The sequence below is a fragment of the Bacteroides sp. BFG-606 genome, from assembly GCF_024788145.1.
Classification (GTDB): Bacteria; Bacteroidota; Bacteroidia; order Bacteroidales; family Bacteroidaceae; genus Bacteroides; species Bacteroides vicugnae.
This window is the reverse complement of sequence record NZ_JANUIL010000001.1, coordinates 4,662,629-4,681,699: the sequence shown is the minus strand read 5'-3', so window position 1 is coordinate 4,681,699 and position 19,071 is coordinate 4,662,629. Positions and strand designations below refer to the sequence as shown.

Sequence of the window (19,071 nt, the reverse complement as noted above, 5' to 3'; positions counted from 1 at the left end):
GAACATAAAATACGGATGGAAACTCTGCTCCGGCACCATGCCGGTCAGAATCCGAAATCGTCTATCTCAACTTTGTGCTCTTCGCTTTCTTTAAATGGCTTTGCTTCTTTTTGTACAGGATTTCCTTCGATATAGATGGCGCGGAATGGACGGGCGGGGCAAACATATTCACATCCTCCACAACCTACACATATTTCTTGATTTACATGAGGAATTGTCAATCCGTCCTTATACGGCACCATCGCCACTGCTTGCGTGGGACAGTGTTCGGAGCAGGCTCCGCAACTGGTTCCATCAGTATAAACAATGCAATTTTCCTTGATGAAAACAACATATCCCATTTGTGTAAGATGTTTTTGCTCTACACTTATGGGAAGAATTGCTCCATTGGGACAGACATCTCCACAGACAGTACAGTCAAAGTTACAAAATCCTTTCTCAAAGCTAACAGTAGGTTGCATCATGCCTGCCAAGCCATATTCCATGAAAGCCGGTTTCAAGATATGAGAAGGGCATTTGCTGACACAAAGATGACAGGATGTACATTGCTGTTGGAAGTGTCCCCGACTGATAGACCCCGGAGGAGTGATCGGATTCTCCTTTTTGTATGCCTTCTTACCTTCCAGACTTGCTACAGATTCCTTGGCCTGGGAGATGAGTTTGGGGGTTGCTCCGGCAGTAACAAGACCGGCGACCAAAAAACGGCGTTTGGATGAATCCAAATCCGGTGATGATGGTGCAGGAGTTTCTACATCAGACTGTTTTTTGAAAGAAGGGGCGTAGACTAATGCTTTTTGTTTGCATGCTCCCAGACAGTTGAAACAATCTACACAACGGCTATAATCAATAGCGTGTTCTTTGCTATTGATGCAAGCTGCTTTGCATTTGGTGGCACAAAGCCCGCATCCATTACATTTGGCAGTATCAATACGGACTTTGAATAATGAAAATCGACTCAATAATCCCAATATTGTTCCTACGGGACAAATCGTATTGCACCATGTCCGTCCATGTTTCCATGCCATTACAAAGATGACTGCAAGAGTAATAATAGCGATGAGAAGGGAAGAAATGCTCAAGATGGAGGTGTCTACCTGATAAAATGTATAATTGTCAAATCTGGCAAAGAGTGATTCCAGCAGATTATTCCCCAGCATATAGATAGGTTTGAATATGTGCACTACTACACGTCCATACGCACTGTATGGATCGAGCAAACCAACAATAAATGTAAATCCGCATAGAAACCCGATCACTGTCAGTCCGAGCACACCCCAGCGCAATTTGTTTTTTGCAGGACTGTAACTATATCTTTTTTTCTTTTTTCCCGTTGCTTTGGAAATTCGTGCAATCACATCCTGCAAGATACCCATAGGGCAGATTGTAGAACAATATACACGCCCGAATAAAAGCGTTAACACAATGAGAAATAATAAGATACCTATACTTAGTGAAAGCAAAGCTGGAACAAATTGCAAATGTGCCAGCCGATGGAAACTGTTCGGTAATATTTCTGCGAAATCGAGAAAAAAGAAAGAAATCAGCACAAATAAAAGTGCTGATATTCCAATACGTAGCCTTCTTAACATGGTTGTTTTACATCTTAATTCGCTTGACATTCAATTTGTCAATGTTCATGGTTCCTATTTTCAATGCTTCCCCATTGGCGAGATGTCCTACTGTATCCAGTGGCATCTCACGTACTTGATTGAAGAACTTGGCAGCAGCCGTATCCACGGCTACAATATCCGGTGAGATAAACAATCCTTTTGCCAGTACAACATCGGATGCAGAACGTCCCCGGGGACCGTTTGTTTTCATGATCCGGTAGGCGTCTACTACGTTGAGTACAGCTTTCTTCTGTAATGTACAGATATCTGCGATGCATTGTTGCAAATCGTTCTGGTGGAAGAATCCGCGATCCCACACAATCCCCATGTGATTTTTCATGGAGATAGTCAGATTCGCACCTCCGTGATTCTTCAGAATAGGAACATTGATCCATACATCACAATCCAGAATCGCTTCGTGCACTTTGGCTTTCTTCATCTTTTTGCCTTTCGGCAGATCGATTGGTTTGTAATACGATTCCAGATGTGCAGGCATTACTTTGGCTCCGGCTTTTTTGGCAGCAGCTTCAATACCACTGTTTTTGTAGCATTTCTGCCAATCGTCACAAGTATGGTCGAACACGACCACTTCTTTAGCTCCGGCGGAAAAACATTGTCTGACGATTTCTTCAATCAGTTTCGGATTCGTATTTCCCGCCAGTTCCGGCACTTTGTCCCAACCGATATTAGGTTTTACAACCACTTTCTGTCCCGGTTTGACGAATTGCTTCATACCCCCCAGTTCGCTTATGGCACGGCGGAACATCTCTTCGGGTTCTCCACCCATAACGGCCACCAGATCAGGATTGCTTCCGTTTGCTTTATTGATTGTTTGAGTTAACACCTCCATAGCCTCTGAACGTTGTATAGTCAGGGCGGCTCCGGTGATAGCTACTGTTTTTAAAAAGTCCCTTCTGTCCATCTTTCTATATTAGTTTAGAGTTTTGCAATTGCTTTCAGGAGGGCGTATCCGCCGAACCATTGCAGTAACATTCCCGGAATACCGATACGGAAGTCCTGTACTGCTTCGTAGAAACTTCCGACGATGGCCCATTCAAATGCAGTGCCTATGACCTGATAAGTGAGTACGACACCAAGAATGGCCAGTAATGAAACCGATTTTATAGTACGTGCTGCAAGAGCTGAAGCTCCGGCGAGTAAGGACGATTTGATTAATAGGATGGGAAGTACCGCCTCCGAGGGCATGGCAAACAATAAATGATTGATGACTGGTGAAAGGATAGCAGTCAATAATCCTACAAGAAAACCATATTTATAAGCCGCAATCAGCGTGAAAAAGTAAATAGGTAACAGGGTAGGACCACCATAAGGTATAAGATGGCATAATTGTGGAAGTGCAATGTTACCCACTACGAACAGTAAGGCGAACAGGTAGGTTTTCACATTGCTGTGTTTCAGCGAATAGAGTTTGGCGGATGTTTCCATTTTCGTTGATACTTTAATGTTGAATAGAACGATAATATATTAATAATAAGACTTTTCTCCTGATAAAAGGTTTAATCTGATTGGTATATTATTTTAATCCCGTAGGAAAAGAATTCATTCCCCCGTAGATAACCATAGTTTCCCCGTATGCAAACTGTTGCCTTATGGGAAACTTCCAAAGACAAGCAGGACTACCCATTCATCCTTTCCTTAATCTTTCCCCATGCATGCGTATCAAATAGACAGCTTTTCCGCATTGTCTCATACATCTCTTTAAATCTGGACATAGGTATGGTATAGCTTAGTTTGTCAGCTTCGAAATGAGGGCGAACCGATGGGTCGAAGAAACCGAGGAAAGTACGTTTGCCTCCTTTACGATTCTCTATCGTGGCTTGTGTCACTACGGCACTACAGCCGGAACCAAAGGTAGAAACGACGCAATCTTCTGCGTTATTATCGTAAAAAGCCCAAGTGGTTAATCCCGAAAGCATATCCGGATTTGCCAGAAATACAACTCCTTCCATCTCTTCAAGACTTTCTACCTTATCTATACGTGCAAAATGAAGAAACTTTTTTTCTGTTCGGGGAACTCTGATTTGCTGTATAAAGTCAATGACCATTTCGGGAGTCTGTTTGTATTTCTCTTTGAGTGAAACGAAAGTCGGCACATGTTCCGGCATTTCGGTGAAACCAGTATAGAATTTACCGCCGCCACAGCCGATGTTTTCGGCATTCAGGCTGATAATACCACCATCTCTTGCCGTCTTCATACCTTTAAAGAAGCAACCGTTTATCTTTTCTGTCTCTCCTTTTTGCTCATCTGAGTACCAGAAAACAAGAGGCAATTCAGCTTTTTCTCCGAATGCCTCTTTGAAATTTTGAATAAAAGTTTGGATATCCATAAGCTTATCAATTTTAGTTCTGTTGCACGTCTTTCTACAAAGTTAGAATAAAAAAGGATAAGCGCAAGTGATTTATCTTCGTTTTCAATAATAATTACTTATATTTGTCCGGAATGAAATAAGAAGAACCGATATGAAATATTTGTTAATGTGTGCAGGCTTACTTTTCACAGTCTTTCAGTCATGGGGGCAGGAGAGGCTTGCAGATAGAATCGCTCCTCCGTCAGGATATGTCAGAGAGACCTGCCCTGCTAATTCGTTTACAACTTATTTGCGCAATTTGCCAATGCTGCCTAAAGGCAGTAAAGTGTTACTCTACAATGGAAAAGAGAAAGCCAATCAGGCAGCTGCATTTGCAGTCGTAGATATGGAGATAGGCAACCGCGATTTGCAGCAGTGTGCCGATGCCTCCTGGCACAAAGCTATATGCCCGCCCAACAGATTCATATTCTGGTCAATCCAACCAGCCGCGACCTTTCTCCCTGGTATGAGCTGACGGAAACGGATGCAGGGAAACTATACACTCCGGAATGGATTTTTGAGAAGAAAGACCTGAAGCGTTTTAAATAGGAGAATAGACGTAAATGCAACATAACAAAGAAATAATTAAATCTTTTCTTACTTAATTTTCTATCTTTTCATTATCTTTGGCATTCAACAAACCGTTTTAATCATACAACAACGAAAAACAACCGATTATGAATTATGATTTATCAATGAATGCTAACCAGTTGGTGGCATTCCTTCAAAAACCAACTTCAGAGTTTACAAAAGCTGACATTATCTCATTTATCCAGCAAAAAAGATATCCGCATGGTTAATTTTATGTATCCGGCGGGAGACGGGCGTTTGAAAACTCTGAACTTTGTCATCAACAATCAAGCTTATTTGGAAGCTATTCTCACATGTGGAGAACGGGTAGACGGTTCCAGCCTTTTCTCATTTATAGAAGCGGGCAGTAGTGACCTTTATGTGATTCCCCGTTTTTGCACTGCATTCGTTGATCCGTTTGCCGAGATTCCGACGCTGTCCATGCTTTGCTCTTTCTTCAATAAAGACGGCGAACCACTTGAAAGTGCACCAGAACATACTCTTTACAAAGCAAGCAAGACTTTTACAGAAGTTACCGGAATGGAATTTCAGGCAATGGGCGAATTGGAATATTATGTAATAGCCCCGGACACCGGTATGTTTCAGGCAACCGACCAACGTGGTTATCATGAATCGGGTCCTTATGCTAAATTCAATGAATTCCGTACTCAATGTATGTCTTACATCGCACAGACAGGCGGACAAATAAAGTATGGACACTCTGAAGTAGGTAATTTCACGCTGGATGGTTATATCTATGAGCAGAATGAAATAGAATTCCTGCCGGTCCCTGTATCGCAGGCAGCAGATCAATTAATGATTGCCAAATGGGTGATTCGTAACCTGGGATTTAGATATGGATACAATGTAACCTTTGCTCCAAAAATTACGGCAGGTAAAGCCGGTTCGGGCTTGCATGTCCACATGCGTATCATGAAAGATGGAAAGAACCAGATGCTGAAAGACGGTGTTTTGTCGGATACAGCACGCAAGGCAATTGCCGGAATGATGGTACTTGCTCCGTCAATTACTGCTTTCGGAAATACCAATCCTACTTCTTACTTCCGTCTCGTTCCTCATCAGGAAGCACCTACCAATGTTTGTTGGGGAGACCGCAACCGCTCTGTATTAGTGCGCGTACCTCTGGGATGGGCTGCAAAAACAGATATGTGTACATTGGCAAACCCATTGGAAGCTGAAAGTCATTTTGACACCAGTCAGAAGCAGACGGTAGAAATGCGCTCTCCGGATGGTTCGGCAGATTTATATCAATTATTGGCTGGTTTGGCTGTTGCCTGCCGTCATGGTTTTGAGATTGAAAATGCGCTGGATATTGCTGAAAAAACTTATGTAAATGTGAATATCCATCAGAAAGAGAATGAAGATAAACTGAAATCACTGGCGCAACTGCCGGATAGCTGTGAAGCTTCTGCCGATTGCTTGCAACAACAACGGGCAATCTTTGAGCAATATAACGTGTTTAGTCCGGCAATGATTGACGGTATCATCCGCAGACTTCGCAGTTACGAAGATAAAACGTTGCGTGCGGATCTGGAAGGAAAGCCGATGGAAATGCTGGATTTAGTAAATAAGTATTTCCATTGTGGATGATTGAAAGACGATGGTGTGTCGGCGAAATGTGCAGGGTGTTCAGAATATAATTTTGATTGCCAGTGGTAAATCGGCATATTTTCCCCAATTATTGCCGTCACTTTCTACACAATTCCACACTAGTTCTACAATATAATAAATGAGTGTATCTTGTATTTGATTGATTACTAATGATATATGCTCATTCTGGAACTTTGGTACCTCTTTTGCTACCTATTAAGTGTAAGAAACAAGTTAATAATGATTTAGTAGTTCACACTTAAAAAATTACGATTATGAAAAAGGTATTAGTAGCAGTAGCATTGGTGATGGGATTGGGTAGCTCTGTAGCATTTGCACAGGAAGTTAGTAACGCTACAACTGTAGAAACTAACGTACAGGCTCCACAGGATGAGTTTACAAAGATTGATGTTAAAGAACTGCCGGAGGCAGTAGTACAGGCGATCGCTAAAAATTATGAAGGTGCTGCCATTACGGAAGCTTATGTCGCTGAAAAAGAAAGCGGTAAGATTTATAAGGTAGTCCTTACTACGGAAGATGTTCAGGTACTGACAGTGCTGATGAACGAAAAAGGTGAAGAAGTAAAAGAATAAAATAAAACTTCGAATGTAGTAATACTCATAAAGAAATCCTGGTTCGTGATGAATCAGGATTTCTGTTTTTATCTGCCAACTTCCCATCCAGTCCGATAAAGTCGTTAAAGGATGATTGGGTTGCGTTCATGATTGATTGTCTTTTATCAATAGTTTTGTATACAGAATGCAGGGTTTCGTCTACAATTTCCCGGCGGTGATTAGTTTAGCTCTATTTTTGTTGCATTCAAACCTAAAAGTAGACAAAAGATGAAGTGTATTTTATTAAGTGCGGTTGTTTTGATTTTATTGTTGCCGGAAGATGCGTATGCGCAAGTGACGGTCAGAACGGGATATATCTCTTCTTCACGATATAAGAATGAAGAGAATCAGGAAACAGACGGTAAAGGCGATATGCGGTTTGTTGAAGGAAACGTCAACATTCCGGTTTCACAGAAAATGAATGAAAGGAGCCAGCCTACTTCTTGGATGCTTTCAGCGGGAGGAAGTTATACAGCTATGAACAATAAGAACCTTCAATCTTATATAGATATAGATCAGATTATAAATTTGCAATTGAGCGTCATTCATATTCGTCCCATCAGCAAGAAATGGTTATTGTTAATGACAGTTGGCGCAGGAGTCTATACGGCTTCTGATGTAAGACTGAAGAATGTTCTGGGACAGGGGGGAGTTATTTTTATCCGGCAGTTCAAGCCTAATTTATCTCTTGGAGCCGGATTGGCTGTAAATAACACATTCGGTTATCCGATGGTATTTCCGGCTATTTATTTTGATTGGACTACTGAAGGACGCTATCAAATAAAAGTATCTATGTTGAATGCCATGGAAGTGTCGGTCGGAATGAGAATGAATAAATTTCTGAATCTAAGATTGTTGGCGGAAATGAACGGTTCACTGGCCTTGTTGGAGAAGGAGGGGAAAGATACTATGTTTTCCCAGCAATTCATTATTGCAGGTTTACAGCCGGAGTTAAGCATCGGGAACTCTTTTTCTGTTACTGCTACTGCCGGTGTATCGTGCAGCAGAATAGCTTATTACACTACCCGCACTTTAAAAGCCTTTTTCGCAGATATGTCCAGAGAGACTGACCCTTATTTTAAACCGGCAATGTATGTTTCGGTGGGAATGAAGTATAAGTTCTAAAAAAATGGTAACTTTATCGCCTGATGTCAGTTAAGATGCTATTATATACGTTACTGAAGCAAATAGGGATATTTCTTGTAGTCTCCTTTTTAGTGTTCAGAGGCACTTTTGTCGAAAGCGATAGTTTAGGGCTAAATCTTTCTACGGGAGTTAGTCTTTTACTTTCTGTCATCTTATGGGGAATCATAAATCTGCATACTTACTGGTTAATTCCCGGTTATCTGTTTCAGCGTAGATATAAAAAGTATATCATATATTTGAGTTGCCTTGTTGGATTTATGCTGACCGCCATGGTTGGTGCTATTTGTTTTCTAGGGCAATATTATGTTATACCCGAACAGATGCAAAGACTAAACAGTGATCTCCCTTTCTTTCTGTTGATAAATGCATTGGCGCTGATACTCTATTTTCTGGCTTTTTCTTTTACTATTTTTCTGCATCGCTGGGTGGCCTATCAACAACGATTAAACGAATTGGAGAATATTAGCATACAGACTGATCTAAATCATTTGAAAGATCAACTTCAACCGGAGTTTTTTTCGAGAATATTGAATAAGGTGCGAACCTTGTTGGAGGAAGATGGAGAAAAGGCATCATTGCTTATCTTTAAATTAAGCCGGTTGCTTCGATACCAACTTTATGAAAGTGAACGGCAACAGGTATTGTTGGGAGATGATATCGATTTTATGACTGATTATATGAAGTTGGAGAAATTATGCAATCCGGAGTTTAATTTTGAAGTCAACATCCTGAATGAAGTGCGATATATACAAGTTCCTCCTTTATTGTTTATGCCTGTGATAGAATATGTGATTCGGACAACGGTATGTGGAGAGAATGGAAAGGGAGAAAATATAAGGATCGATTTTCAAATGGAAGAGAATCAGCTTCGATTCATTTGTACATACTGTCTGCGAAAAAAGGAAAGTCTGCAAATAGTACCTGCTTTTGACAAGTTACGGCAACGATTGGACTTGCTATATCCGGGAGGTTATCAATTAAAAAGTGGCTATAATGATGGAATGTTGTGTACCATTAGTTTAATGTTGGAATTATGAAAGATACCTGGAATGTATACGATTGGGGGAAGAATCTGGTAAATGACCGTTTCAGGCTTATCAGTAATTTACTATTGCTATTTATTATACTCTTTTTGGGCTTTCAGAATGTATATGGAGATTTTACTGGAGAAGGTTTCCGATATGCATATCCGGTTAGTATATTGGTTTTTGCGTTTCCTATCTATCTGAATATATATTGGTTAGTGCCCCGTTTCCTGTATAAGGCCAAGCGCAAGTTATGGTGTTATTGGATTTCGTTTCTCGGAGTCAATTTAGTGAGTGTATTATTAGGATTTATATTTCTGTCTCCATTATATCAACGATACGGTATTCGTGAGTTTTGTATACAGGATAACCATGCTGTTTCTTTTGATAGTATTGCTTATGGAGTATTAGTACTACTATTAAGTGCAGGTGGCTGTACGAGCTTTGAACTATTCCGCCGCTGGGTTGTCTCCGATAAAAAGATTCTTGAATTGGAGAAGGCAACTAAGCAGGCAGAATTGCAACAATTAAAGAAACAGATCAATCCGCATTTTCTTTTTAATATGCTGAATAATGCCAATATTTTGGTAAAGGATGCTCCGGATGAGGCTTCACAGATATTGGAGAAACTGGACAATCTACTTCGTTACCAGTTGAATGACAGTACAAGAAGAGAAGTCTTTCTTACTGCAGATATACAGTTTCTCACCAGTTTTCTTGAATTGGAGAAGGTGAGAAGGGATCATTTTGAATATACTATTTTTCAAGAGGGAAATATGGAAAATATCTGTATTCCTCCGTTGTTGTTTATCCCTTTTGTAGAGAATGCAGTGAAACACAATTTGGATAGCGACAATTTATCTTATATTCACCTGTATTTTTCTGTGCATAATAAACAGTTGACGTTTCGTTGCGAGAATTCTAAGCCCCGTGTTCCTGTTAAGCGGGAAGGGGGAATAGGGTTGGCCAATGTGAAACGCAGACTGGATTTACTTTATGAATCACGGTACACGTTACAGATAGAAGATAAAGAAACAACTTATAATGTCAACTTACATCTAAACTTATGAATTGTATTATTGTTGATGACGAGCCGGTAGCTCGCAAAGGTATGAAGTCATTGGTGGAACAGATTCCACAACTGACATTGGTGGGTAGCTTTAATAACGCTATCGCAGCGTCCGCTTATATAAATGAATATACGGTTGATCTGATTTTCCTTGATATTCAGATGCCGGGAATTACCGGAATAGAGTTTGCGCAAAGTATTCCCGTGAATACATTGATTGTCTTTACAACGGCGTATGCGGAATATGCACTCGATAGTTACGAAGTAAGTGCCATTGATTATCTGGTGAAGCCTATTGAAATGAACCGTTTTCTGAAAGCAGTCAATAAGGCAATAGCATATCATAAACTGTTATTGTCGGAAACAGCCGAAAGAGTGGAGGAGATACAGGAAGAATATATTTTCATCAAATCGGAACGACGCTATATCAAGATAAACTTCAGTGATATTCTTTTTATTGAAGGACTAAAGGATTATTCCATTCTCCAATTGGAAGATCAGCGGGTGATAACTAAGATGAATCTGAAAAATATTCATGAGCAACTGCCCGCTAAACAGTTTCTCCGGATAAACAAGTCCTATATTGTCAATACCTCACGGATTGACTCTTTTGATACCAATGATATTTTTATTAAGTCTTATGAGATAGGAATAGGAGGTGGAAACTATAAGAAAACGTTTTTTGAGGAATTTGTAGCGAAGAATCTACAGAAAGACTAATCCGGTAGTTTATATGGAATGGCTTGATATAAAAGAATAAGAACGTTAAGTATTGGCCTATTTTCATAAAAAAGATGTTTTACAAGAAGAAAAAGGAGAGAATATAGTGCAATATCCCCAAATAATGCTTTTCTTTGTACCAACAACAATAAAGAGGTTTATTACGATTTGATTTTTTTACGTGAATCTTCTCATTTATTTGAGCATATCCATCTCTAATTAAGATCTTCCTAAAACTTTCTTATTGAATTATTAATTTTTTATATTTGTATTTTATGAATTTGTACATTGGAAATCTTAGCTATAATGTTAAGGAATCAGATTTGAGACATGTAATGGAAGAGTATGGAACAGTTGCTTCAGTAAAGTTAATCACAGATCGTGAAACTAGAAGATCAAAAGGTTTTGCGTTTATCGAAATGCCGGATGATGCAGAAGCTGCTAAAGCTATCGAACAATTGAACGGTGCAGAATATGTAGGTCGTTCAATGGTAGTAAAAGAAGCATTGCCAAAGAATTAATACTGAATACATATACAGTAATAGAGAAAGGCGCACTAGGAAACTAGCGCGCCTTTCTTCTGTTAATCCTCATTGTTATCTTCTTCATCATCCACCATATTATTGAGTTCCAATTCCAGGTCTACCAGCTCTTGTTCCCATAATTTCAGGATATCCTTCGGTGTATCTTTTGCAGCTTTCTTTATTCTTTCTTGAGCAACAGATACTTCATGCTCTAACTGTCTACGTCTGCTCATATTTCTATTGTTTTGATGGATCAGTTGTAATTCTTGGGGGATTTGGTTAAAATGCTTATTTTTGCATTATGAAAACGAACTCTAAAACTCCACTTCTTCCGGCTGATATTTTAAGCCTATTTCTGCCTTCCGGTATCCTTGAGTACTTCACCGTTGTTGATAGCCTTTCTCAAGAGACCTGCTTTATTCTCTTTTTAGAAGAAACCCCGGTTATTTCTTCTGAACTGTCCCATTTATCCCTTCATTCGAAAGGCTTTTTTCCTGAGATAGAAGTTCAGGATTTTCCTATTCGCGGCAAAGCCGTTTACTTGCGTATCAAACGTCGTCGTTGGGAAGATCCTTCAACCGGTCAGACTTATAGTCGTGACTGGAATTTAGTAGCCACCGGTACTCGCATCACAGCTGAGTTCGGTGCTTTTTTAAAAGAATTACTTAGATAATCATGCCGTTAGCTGTCAAAGTCTGGCCGAGCATTACTGCATGGACGGCAAACAGCTTCAAAATCAATATAAGGACCATTTGAGTGATTATCAGAGTTGGAATCAAAAAGAGCATGCCCAAGACCATATTCTTTACCCTAAAAATATAGGTTATAATCTATGTATCGATGAGACGGCGCTAAGTAAAGGTGAACTTTATACCATCTTACTCAACAGGGATAAACGAGGCCGTAAAGGTTCAATCATTGCCGTAGTCCAAGGAACAAAGGCCGAAGATATTATAGCTATCTTAATGAAGATTCCTAAAGAACAACGTAATCAGGTCAAAGAAATCACATTGGATATGGCAGGAAGTATGCAGAAGATTGCTAAAACTTGTTTTCCACGCGCCATGCAGGTTATCGATAGATTTCATGTCCAGAAACTCGTATACGAAGCCGTACAGGAGTTGCGTATTACTTATCGGTGGCAGGTAATGAAAGATGAGAACAAGGCAATAAAAGCTGCAAAGGAACAAGGAGTAGCTTATGAACCGGAGACTTTTAAAAATGGAGACACGCTTAGGCAGTTACTAGCAAGAAGTAGATATTTACTATTTAAAGCACCTGATAAATGGACTAAAAGCCAGAAGATTAGAGCTGAAATATTATTCAAACAATTTGATGATATCAAGCAGGTGTATTATTATTCTTTACACTTGGGAAAGATATTTTCCACAAACTATGATAAAGATGTAGCAAGAGCTAAATTAGCTTTATGGTATAGTAAAATAGAAGAGTATGGCTATGAAACGTTTGCAACCGTAGCAAACTCTATTGAGAATCATTATGAAAGGATATTAAACTTCTTTGTCAACAGAAGTACCAATGCGGCAGCTGAAGCTTTTAATGCGAAAATAAAAGCTTTCAGAGCCTCCTTCAGAGGAGTCGCAGATATGAGATTCTTCCTCTTTAGATTAGCTAAAGTATATGCATAGCAGAAATTAAGAATGGGTAATCCCCCAAGATTTCCAACTGAGCCATAACAACTCGTGTGTAGAATAGTTCGATAGGATAAAATTAAAAGTAATGGGGTGAACTATTCACAAATAAAGGATGTTTTGTAATCTGAAACTTTAAAAAACATACAGTCATGCTCAATTTAATAGCCGTTTTCTTAGTATGTTCAGGTATCGGAATTGCAGTACATATTGCCATAGACCTGACACATCGTCCGCAATCAATGAAGATAATGAATGCAGTCTGGATATTATCTGCATTATGGGGAAGTTATTTAGCTTTATGGGCGTATAATAAGTTTGGACGGAGTGGTCCGATGAAAGTTGAGGATGATGGGATGAAAATGGATATGTCTGATATGAAGGGAATGGATATGTCCGGTATGAAAGATAATATGGCGATGGATATGGCCATGCCGGGAGAAATGTCGATGCAAGGAATGCAACGTCCTTATTGGCAATCGGTAGCTTTGTCAGCGCTTCATTGTGGTGCAGGATGTACATTGGCAGATATCATAGGAGAGTGGTTTACAAACTATGTTCCTGTAACTGTGGCAGGAAGTCAGCTCTTTGGTAATTGGGTACTTGACTTTATCCTGGCTTTGATGATTGGTGTTTATTTCCAATTCTATGCTATTAGGGAGATGGAAAAAATTTCGGTAGGTAATGCCTTGGCTCGTGCTTTCAAAGCGGATTTCTTTTCTCTTTTGTCCTGGCAGGTAGGAATGTATGGCTGGATGGCGATTGTCTATTTTGTATTGTTTATCAATGAACCGTTACCCAAAGACACATGGATATTCTGGTTTATGATGCAGTTGGCTATGCTTTTCGGCTTCTTCTGTGCATATCCTATGAATGCTCTTCTTATAAAATTAGGTATAAAGAAAGGTATGTAAAATAAATGCAGATTTACTCTAAGCGATAAGTATGTAATTACTTATTTGAGGGAGTGAATCTGCATCTATTATGATATGACTATTTTTGTTTTTTCTTTCTCTTTGGGAGTTTATCTTTTCAATAGTTTCGGTATATCCGAAGGTTCTTGTGCCACCCGAATACCGGCAGCCTCTAAGGATTCAATCTTCTCTTTTGCCGAACCGGAACTTCCCGAAATGATAGCTCCTGCATGTCCCATCTGCTTTCCCGGAGGAGCTGATTGCCCCGCAATAAATGCCACTACAGGTTTGGTTACATTATTGCGGATATATTCAGCCGCTTGTTCTTCTGCGTTTCCTCCAATCTCTCCAATCAGGACGATCGCTTCTGTTTCCGGATCATTTTGAAACATCTCCAGCAGTTGACGGAAATGAAGACCTACAACAGGATCACCTCCGATGCCGATAGCAGTGGATTGTCCCATGCCATTCGCCGTTAAGTGATACACAATTTCGTAAGTAAGTGTTCCGCTACGGCTGATAACTCCGACATTTCCTTCTAAAAAGACCTGTTCCGGTAAAATGCCCACCATACTTTTTCCCGGAGAGATCAGTCCCGGACAGTTGGGGCCGATCAGCATAGCACCTTTTTGTTCGACAAACTGGTGCGCCTTAATTACATCCAGCGTGGGGATTCCTTCCGCAATGCAGACGATTAACCGGATGCCCGCATCTGCTGCCTCCATAATGGCATCTGCCGCAAAACGTGCCGGAACAAAAATGATAGAAGTATTGGCTTTCGTTTGTTCAACCGCGTCATACATAGTGTTGAATACGGGGATGCCGTCTACATCTGTTCCTCCTTTGCCCGGAGAAGTTCCTCCAACAACATGGGTTCCGTATTCTTTCATCTTCTTGGCATGGAAAAGTCCGTCTCTCCCAGTAATTCCCTGTACAATCAGGCGGGTAGATTTATCTATTAATATGCTCATAATTGCTTTATTTATTAATGATTTGGGTACTTATTATGCTTTCAGAGCCATAAGGGCAGCTTCTTTCATCGTTGTGGCTATTTGGAAACGGCTGTAATTCCGTAACAGTTCCCGTCCGATATGCTCATTAGTGCCTGTAAGCCGTACGATAACAGGTACATTACTGTTTATCTGCTCGAATGCTTGAAGAAGCCCCATTGCTACATCATCACAGCGGGTGATTCCTCCGAAAATATTAATCAGGACCACTTTCACTTTTTCATCCTGCAATAAAAGTTTCATGGCTTCAACTACTTTGACAGGATTGGAACTACCACCAATGTCGAGAAAATTGGCGGGCTGACCTCCATAAAGCTTAATCATGTCCATAGTAGCCATAGCGAGTCCGGCACCATTTACCATACAGCCGATGTTACCATCCATGTGGATATAGCTGAATCCTTTATCTTTAGCGTCTGCTTCTATTTTTTCTTCCTCCGTCGGATCAAATAAAGCATGTACCTCCGGATGGCGATAGAGCGCATTGTCATCAAAAACAATCTTTGCGTCAATAGCCATCAACGTACCTTTCTTGGTTAGTGCCAGCGGATTTACTTCCACTAATGATGCATCATTTTCCATGAAGATCTTATAAAGTTCCTGAAGGATGGCCGCCATTTTACCCGCCTGCTCCATTTGAGGAAAGAGGGAGAAAGCAAAACGCCTTGCCAGATAGTCGGGAAGACCAATAAATGGATGGATTGAATATCGGATGATTTTTTCCGGTGTTTGACGGGCTACCTCTTCGATATCCATACCACCGGATGCACTCATCATCAGAACAACAGAACGTGTATTCCGGTCGATGGTGTAACTGACATAATATTCGGCAGCAATATCTATCGCCTCACTAACTAGTACTTGATTGACCGGAAGTCCTTTAATACTCATTCCAAGAATATTCTTAGCTTCCTGATAAGCGTCTTCCGTATTATTTACCAGTTTCACTCCTCCGGCTTTTCCCCGTCCTCCGGTTAATACCTGTGCTTTTATAACCACTCTGTCTGTTCCCATCCTCCGGTAAGCGGCTATGACACCTGCGGCTGTACGGCATAAAGTGTGCCTCTCGACAGGTATTCCGTACTTGGAGAAAATCTCTTTCGCTTGATATTCATGTATTTTCATGGCTCATAAATTTGAGTAAATGATTCCTGTAATAAAAACAATAGCAAGATACGGAAAGTTTGCCGGAAAAGAAAAGTAACGGGGTGTTATACAACATGTTAGTCCGTATGCTATGAATAGGCTTAATATAAAAAAGCGTGTTGGCAATAGTTACCAACACGCTTCATATATTTAAAGATAAACTCTTTCTTACGGATGCTTATGCAATACCGTGAGCGTTGACAGTACCGTCAATTTTCTTAATCAGTCCTTGAAGTACTGCACCCGGGCCACATTCTGTAAAATCAGTAGCACCGTCGGCAACCATATTCTTAACAGACTGTGTCCAGCGTACGGAAGCAGTCAGCTGGGCAACCAGGTTCTTTTTGATTTCTGCAGGATCAGTGTGAGGAAGTGCGTCTACATTCTGATATACCGGACATTTAGGAGTATGAATTTCCGTAGCCTTGATAGCGGCTTCCAACTCAACTTTAGCAGGGTCCATCAATGGAGAATGGAAAGCACCACCTACTTTCAGCGGAAGGGCACGTTTAGCTCCGGCAGCTTTCATCAGTTCGCAAGCTTTTTCGATACCTGGTACAGAACCGGAGATAACGATTTGTCCCGGGCAGTTGTAGTTAGCCGGTACGCAAACTTCACCTTCTGCATTTACTGCTGCGCAGATTTCTTCTACTTTCTCATCAGGCAATGCAATAATGGCAGCCATTGTGGAAGGAGTAACTTCACAAGCTTTCTGCATAGCCATTGCACGAGCATAAACAAGTTTCAGTCCATCTTCAAAACTCAATGCACCGGCAGCTACCAATGCAGAGAACTCACCGAGTGAGTGGCCGGCTGTCATTTCCGGTTTGAAATCATCGCCCATGCAAAGAGCGGAGATAACAGAATGAAGGAATACGGCAGGTTGGGTAACCTTTGTCTGACGGAGGTCTTCATCTGTGCCATCGAACATGATATCTGTAATGCGATATCCGAGGATATCATTTGCTTTTTCAAACAATTCTTTTGCTAAAGCTGAGTTTTCATACAGGTCTTTACCCATTCCTACAAATTGAGCGCCTTGACCGGGAAATACAAATGCTTTCATATTTTTATTATTTAATTGATTTTTAATTGCGGGTGCAAAGTTACGTATTTTTATGATACAACCGCACAAAATGTACACATTTGTGCAACGGAGTCCGGAAAATGCCATAAAGGGCCGTTGCCGTGTCCGACATTCAATTCTTTTCCTGCGATAATAGCTTGCGTGATATACGTTTTAGCGTGCTGGATGGATTCTCTCATGGGGTATCCTTTGGCCAGGTAAGTAGCAATGGCAGAGGAGAGGGTACACCCCGTTCCATGCAGGTTATGGCTTTCTATCTTTTTCTCCTCATATATATGGTAGATAGATTCGGACGTGTGCAAAAGGTCGCACATATTGTCTCCCTCCAGATGTCCGCCTTTTAACAAGATGCTAGTATGATAATCGTCCGTCAGCATTTTGGCAGCCGCCTGCATGTCCTGAATGTTGTGAATACTTTTGCCTGTAAGCACCTTCGCTTCGTCGATGTTGGGAGTGATTAATGTCACAAGCGGCAAAAGTTCTTTTTTTATTTCTTCTATAGCTTCATCTGTCATGAGTTTCTTTCCGCTGGTAGACACCATTACCGGATCGTAGACGACGTATGCAGGTGAATATTTTTGTAAACAGTCGGAAATCACACGAACAATCTGAATATCATTTACCATTCCTATTTTGATGGCAACCGGTTGCAGGTCGTCCATCACTGCTTCTATTTGTCCACGAACAATATCAGGGGCGATAGACTGTACGGCACGTACTCCCAGTGTATTTTGTATGGTGATGGCAGTAATAGCCGATGCCGCATAGCCACCTAAAGCGGAGATTGTTTTTATGTCTGCCTGAATACCTGCGCCTCCCGAACAATCGGAGCCGGCAATGGATAAAATGACTGGATGACGTTCCATTTTAGTTTTTTTAATATTTACCCGACAAAGATAGAATAAAAAACGATAAGGTACAAAATGACATATCGTTTAAAATACAATAAGTACCTTTGCCGGTATCTGATGAAAATGATATGAAAAGTACTGATAATAAAGCGTCCATCTAGTTTTTGTACTTTGTACAATTACTCACTCGCGGAAATACTAAAATACATATTGTAATTCGTAAGATAACACTAACTATTCATATTGTAGAATGTATGATATGTATTTATATGAAAAACAATGTTTTATAGCATGGTTCTTATTTTTGTTTTGATGAGTTTTAGCCTCTATATTTGCACTGTATTAAAGAAATGGATATGCAAAATTTACAGAAAAATACACCTTTAGCAAACAATCATATATCAGTGGACTGTGTAGTGATTGGTTTTGACGGAGAACAACTGAAAGTGTTACTTGTAAAACGTGCAGGTGAAGATAATGGAGAAGTATATCACGATATGAAACTTCCCGGAAGTCTTATATATATGGATGAAGACCTGGATGAAGCAGCGCAACGAGTTTTGTATGAACTGACAGGACTTAAAAATGTGAATCTGATGCAGTTTAAAGCATTCGGTTCTAAAAACAGGACAAGTAATCCGAAAGATGTACGTTGGCTGGAAAGAGCTATGCAGTCAAGAGTGGAACGCATCGTAACCATTGCGTATCTGTCGATGGTGAAGATTGACCGCACACTGGATAAGAATCTGGACGATCATCAGGCTTGCTGGATTGCTTTGAAAGATGTGAAAACATTGGCTTTCGACCATAATCTGATTATTAAGGAAGCTATGACTTATATTCGTCAGTTTGTAGAATTTAATCCTTCCATGTTGTTCGAACTGCTTCCGCGCAAATTTACAGCTGCACAATTAAGAACCCTTTTTGAATTAGTATACGACAAAGCTGTGGATGTACGCAACTTCCATAAGAAAATAGCCATGATGGAATATGTAGTTCCTCTGGAAGAAAAACAACAAGGAGTGGCTCACCGTGCTGCCCGTTATTATAAATTTGATAAGAAGATATATAATAAGGTGAGAAGGTAGACCTTATTCAAGTATTAAGTATTAGGTATTAAGTATTAGGCGTTGAATGTTATAGCATTAATTGT

General features: G+C 40.3%; 19 protein-coding genes and 2 pseudogenes. 12 read left to right on the top strand and 9 right to left on the bottom strand.

The window, feature by feature from the left end; all coding sequences use genetic code 11:
• Positions 1-44: 44 nt before the first annotated feature.
• From NXV01_RS17680 to NXV01_RS17665, 4 genes are all read right to left on the bottom strand, one after another.
• Positions 45-1,589 carry a 4Fe-4S binding protein gene (locus tag NXV01_RS17680; RefSeq protein WP_259022960.1) on the bottom strand — a complete coding sequence of 515 codons (1,545 nt, stop codon included), beginning with the start codon at positions 1,587-1,589 and terminating at the stop codon, positions 45-47.
• Positions 1,590-1,596: 7 nt separating this feature from the next.
• Complete coding sequence (locus NXV01_RS17675; protein ID WP_148366621.1) at positions 1,597-2,532, bottom strand: DUF362 domain-containing protein; 936 nt, start codon at positions 2,530-2,532, stop codon at positions 1,597-1,599.
• A gap of 14 nt (positions 2,533-2,546) precedes the next feature.
• Positions 2,547-3,056, bottom strand: coding sequence for an ECF transporter S component (locus tag NXV01_RS17670; protein WP_217722885.1), 510 nt, complete (start codon positions 3,054-3,056; stop codon positions 2,547-2,549).
• A gap of 191 nt (positions 3,057-3,247) precedes the next feature.
• Positions 3,248-3,958, bottom strand: a complete 711-nt coding sequence (locus NXV01_RS17665) for a DUF169 domain-containing protein (protein WP_259022959.1) — start codon at positions 3,956-3,958, stop codon at positions 3,248-3,250.
• Positions 3,959-4,091: 133 nt separating this feature from the next.
• Between NXV01_RS17665 and NXV01_RS17660 the strand changes: the two are divergent.
• The 8 genes and pseudogenes from NXV01_RS17660 (at position 4,092) to NXV01_RS17625 (ending at position 11,255) form a co-directional block, all read left to right on the top strand.
• Positions 4,092-4,528 (top strand): annotated as a pseudogene (locus tag NXV01_RS17660) (DUF4846 domain-containing protein).
• Positions 4,529-4,656: 128 nt separating this feature from the next.
• Positions 4,657-6,160, top strand: a pseudogene (locus NXV01_RS17655) (glutamine synthetase family protein).
• A gap of 275 nt (positions 6,161-6,435) precedes the next feature.
• Positions 6,436-6,753 carry a hypothetical protein gene (locus tag NXV01_RS17650; protein WP_148366625.1) on the top strand — a complete coding sequence of 106 codons (318 nt, stop codon included), beginning with the start codon at positions 6,436-6,438 and terminating at the stop codon, positions 6,751-6,753.
• Between the two features lie 249 nt (positions 6,754-7,002).
• Positions 7,003-7,899, top strand: a complete 897-nt coding sequence (locus NXV01_RS17645) for a DUF6268 family outer membrane beta-barrel protein (RefSeq protein ID WP_148366626.1) — start codon at positions 7,003-7,005, stop codon at positions 7,897-7,899.
• Between the two features lie 257 nt (positions 7,900-8,156).
• The gene (locus NXV01_RS17640; RefSeq protein ID WP_258980718.1) at positions 8,157-8,957 is read left to right on the top strand and encodes a sensor histidine kinase; all 801 of its coding nucleotides are present in this window, start codon (positions 8,157-8,159) and stop codon (positions 8,955-8,957) included.
• The gene (locus tag NXV01_RS17635; RefSeq protein ID WP_234133472.1) at positions 8,954-10,015 is read left to right on the top strand and encodes a sensor histidine kinase; all 1,062 of its coding nucleotides are present in this window, start codon (positions 8,954-8,956) and stop codon (positions 10,013-10,015) included. Before NXV01_RS17640 ends, NXV01_RS17635 begins: the two co-directional genes overlap by 4 nt.
• Positions 10,012-10,734 (top strand): LytTR family DNA-binding domain-containing protein, encoded by a 723-nt coding sequence (locus NXV01_RS17630; protein ID WP_008777003.1) that lies wholly within the window; start codon positions 10,012-10,014, stop codon positions 10,732-10,734. The genes NXV01_RS17635 and NXV01_RS17630 overlap by 4 nt, the downstream gene beginning before the upstream one ends.
• A 275-nt stretch (positions 10,735-11,009) precedes the next feature.
• On the top strand, positions 11,010-11,255 hold the full coding sequence (locus NXV01_RS17625; RefSeq protein ID WP_004295865.1) for an RNA-binding protein: 246 nt from the start codon (positions 11,010-11,012) through the stop codon (positions 11,253-11,255).
• A 62-nt stretch (positions 11,256-11,317) separates the two neighbouring features.
• Here NXV01_RS17625 and NXV01_RS17620 read toward each other — a convergent pair whose 3' ends face one another.
• On the bottom strand, positions 11,318-11,491 hold the full coding sequence (locus NXV01_RS17620; RefSeq protein WP_004303314.1) for a hypothetical protein: 174 nt from the start codon (positions 11,489-11,491) through the stop codon (positions 11,318-11,320).
• A 68-nt stretch (positions 11,492-11,559) separates the two neighbouring features.
• On the opposite strand from NXV01_RS17620, the gene NXV01_RS17615 reads away from it, so the two are divergent.
• The 3 genes from NXV01_RS17615 (at position 11,560) to NXV01_RS17605 (ending at position 13,824) form a co-directional block, all read left to right on the top strand.
• Complete coding sequence (locus NXV01_RS17615; protein ID WP_259022112.1) at positions 11,560-11,931, top strand: transposase; 372 nt, start codon at positions 11,560-11,562, stop codon at positions 11,929-11,931.
• 40 nt (positions 11,932-11,971) lie between these two features.
• The gene (locus tag NXV01_RS17610; protein WP_259021648.1) at positions 11,972-12,907 is read left to right on the top strand and encodes a transposase; all 936 of its coding nucleotides are present in this window, start codon (positions 11,972-11,974) and stop codon (positions 12,905-12,907) included.
• A 155-nt stretch (positions 12,908-13,062) separates the two neighbouring features.
• Positions 13,063-13,824, top strand: coding sequence for a DUF4396 domain-containing protein (locus NXV01_RS17605; protein ID WP_148366628.1), 762 nt, complete (start codon positions 13,063-13,065; stop codon positions 13,822-13,824).
• Positions 13,825-13,934: 110 nt separating this feature from the next.
• On the opposite strand, the gene sucD is transcribed toward NXV01_RS17605, so the two are convergent.
• The 4 genes from sucD to thiD form a co-directional block, all read right to left on the bottom strand.
• Positions 13,935-14,795, bottom strand: a complete 861-nt coding sequence (gene sucD / locus NXV01_RS17600) for a succinate--CoA ligase subunit alpha (protein ID WP_259022958.1) — start codon at positions 14,793-14,795, stop codon at positions 13,935-13,937.
• Between the two features lie 33 nt (positions 14,796-14,828).
• On the bottom strand, positions 14,829-15,959 hold the full coding sequence (gene sucC, locus NXV01_RS17595; RefSeq protein WP_259022957.1) for an ADP-forming succinate--CoA ligase subunit beta: 1,131 nt from the start codon (positions 15,957-15,959) through the stop codon (positions 14,829-14,831).
• Positions 15,960-16,158: 199 nt separating this feature from the next.
• Positions 16,159-17,046 carry an ACP S-malonyltransferase gene (gene fabD, locus NXV01_RS17590; protein ID WP_148366631.1) on the bottom strand — a complete coding sequence of 296 codons (888 nt, stop codon included), beginning with the start codon at positions 17,044-17,046 and terminating at the stop codon, positions 16,159-16,161.
• Between the two features lie 50 nt (positions 17,047-17,096).
• Positions 17,097-17,933 carry a bifunctional hydroxymethylpyrimidine kinase/phosphomethylpyrimidine kinase gene (gene thiD / locus NXV01_RS17585; RefSeq protein WP_004295872.1) on the bottom strand — a complete coding sequence of 279 codons (837 nt, stop codon included), beginning with the start codon at positions 17,931-17,933 and terminating at the stop codon, positions 17,097-17,099.
• A gap of 341 nt (positions 17,934-18,274) precedes the next feature.
• On the opposite strand from thiD, the gene NXV01_RS17580 reads away from it, so the two are divergent.
• Positions 18,275-19,006, top strand: coding sequence for an NrtR DNA-binding winged helix domain-containing protein (locus NXV01_RS17580; RefSeq protein WP_117513002.1), 732 nt, complete (start codon positions 18,275-18,277; stop codon positions 19,004-19,006).
• Positions 19,007-19,071 lie beyond the last annotated feature (65 nt).

What these genes read in the sequence shown, in the direction of transcription:
- NXV01_RS17680 (WP_259022960.1), bottom strand. Translation starts at nt 1,589, where the DNA reads ATGTTAAGAAGGCTACGTATTGGAATATCAGCACTTTTATTTGTGCTG.
- NXV01_RS17675 (WP_148366621.1), bottom strand. Translation starts at nt 2,532, where the DNA reads ATGGACAGAAGGGACTTTTTAAAAACAGTAGCTATCACCGGAGCCGCC.
- NXV01_RS17670 (WP_217722885.1), bottom strand. Translation starts at nt 3,056, where the DNA reads ATGGAAACATCCGCCAAACTCTATTCGCTGAAACACAGCAATGTGAAA.
- NXV01_RS17665 (WP_259022959.1), bottom strand. Translation starts at nt 3,958, where the DNA reads ATGGATATCCAAACTTTTATTCAAAATTTCAAAGAGGCATTCGGAGAA.
- NXV01_RS17650 (WP_148366625.1), top strand. Translation starts at nt 6,436, where the DNA reads ATGAAAAAGGTATTAGTAGCAGTAGCATTGGTGATGGGATTGGGTAGC.
- NXV01_RS17645 (WP_148366626.1), top strand. Translation starts at nt 7,003, where the DNA reads ATGAAGTGTATTTTATTAAGTGCGGTTGTTTTGATTTTATTGTTGCCG.
- NXV01_RS17635 (WP_234133472.1), top strand. Translation starts at nt 8,954, where the DNA reads ATGAAAGATACCTGGAATGTATACGATTGGGGGAAGAATCTGGTAAAT.
- NXV01_RS17630 (WP_008777003.1), top strand. Translation starts at nt 10,012, where the DNA reads ATGAATTGTATTATTGTTGATGACGAGCCGGTAGCTCGCAAAGGTATG.
- NXV01_RS17625 (WP_004295865.1), top strand. Translation starts at nt 11,010, where the DNA reads ATGAATTTGTACATTGGAAATCTTAGCTATAATGTTAAGGAATCAGAT.
- NXV01_RS17620 (WP_004303314.1), bottom strand. Translation starts at nt 11,491, where the DNA reads ATGAGCAGACGTAGACAGTTAGAGCATGAAGTATCTGTTGCTCAAGAA.
- NXV01_RS17615 (WP_259022112.1), top strand. Translation starts at nt 11,560, where the DNA reads ATGAAAACGAACTCTAAAACTCCACTTCTTCCGGCTGATATTTTAAGC.
- NXV01_RS17610 (WP_259021648.1), top strand. Translation starts at nt 11,972, where the DNA reads ATGGACGGCAAACAGCTTCAAAATCAATATAAGGACCATTTGAGTGAT.
- NXV01_RS17605 (WP_148366628.1), top strand. Translation starts at nt 13,063, where the DNA reads ATGCTCAATTTAATAGCCGTTTTCTTAGTATGTTCAGGTATCGGAATT.
- sucD (WP_259022958.1), bottom strand. Translation starts at nt 14,795, where the DNA reads ATGAGCATATTAATAGATAAATCTACCCGCCTGATTGTACAGGGAATT.
- sucC (WP_259022957.1), bottom strand. Translation starts at nt 15,959, where the DNA reads ATGAAAATACATGAATATCAAGCGAAAGAGATTTTCTCCAAGTACGGA.
- fabD (WP_148366631.1), bottom strand. Translation starts at nt 17,046, where the DNA reads ATGAAAGCATTTGTATTTCCCGGTCAAGGCGCTCAATTTGTAGGAATG.
- thiD (WP_004295872.1), bottom strand. Translation starts at nt 17,933, where the DNA reads ATGGAACGTCATCCAGTCATTTTATCCATTGCCGGCTCCGATTGTTCG.
- NXV01_RS17580 (WP_117513002.1), top strand. Translation starts at nt 18,275, where the DNA reads ATGCAAAATTTACAGAAAAATACACCTTTAGCAAACAATCATATATCA.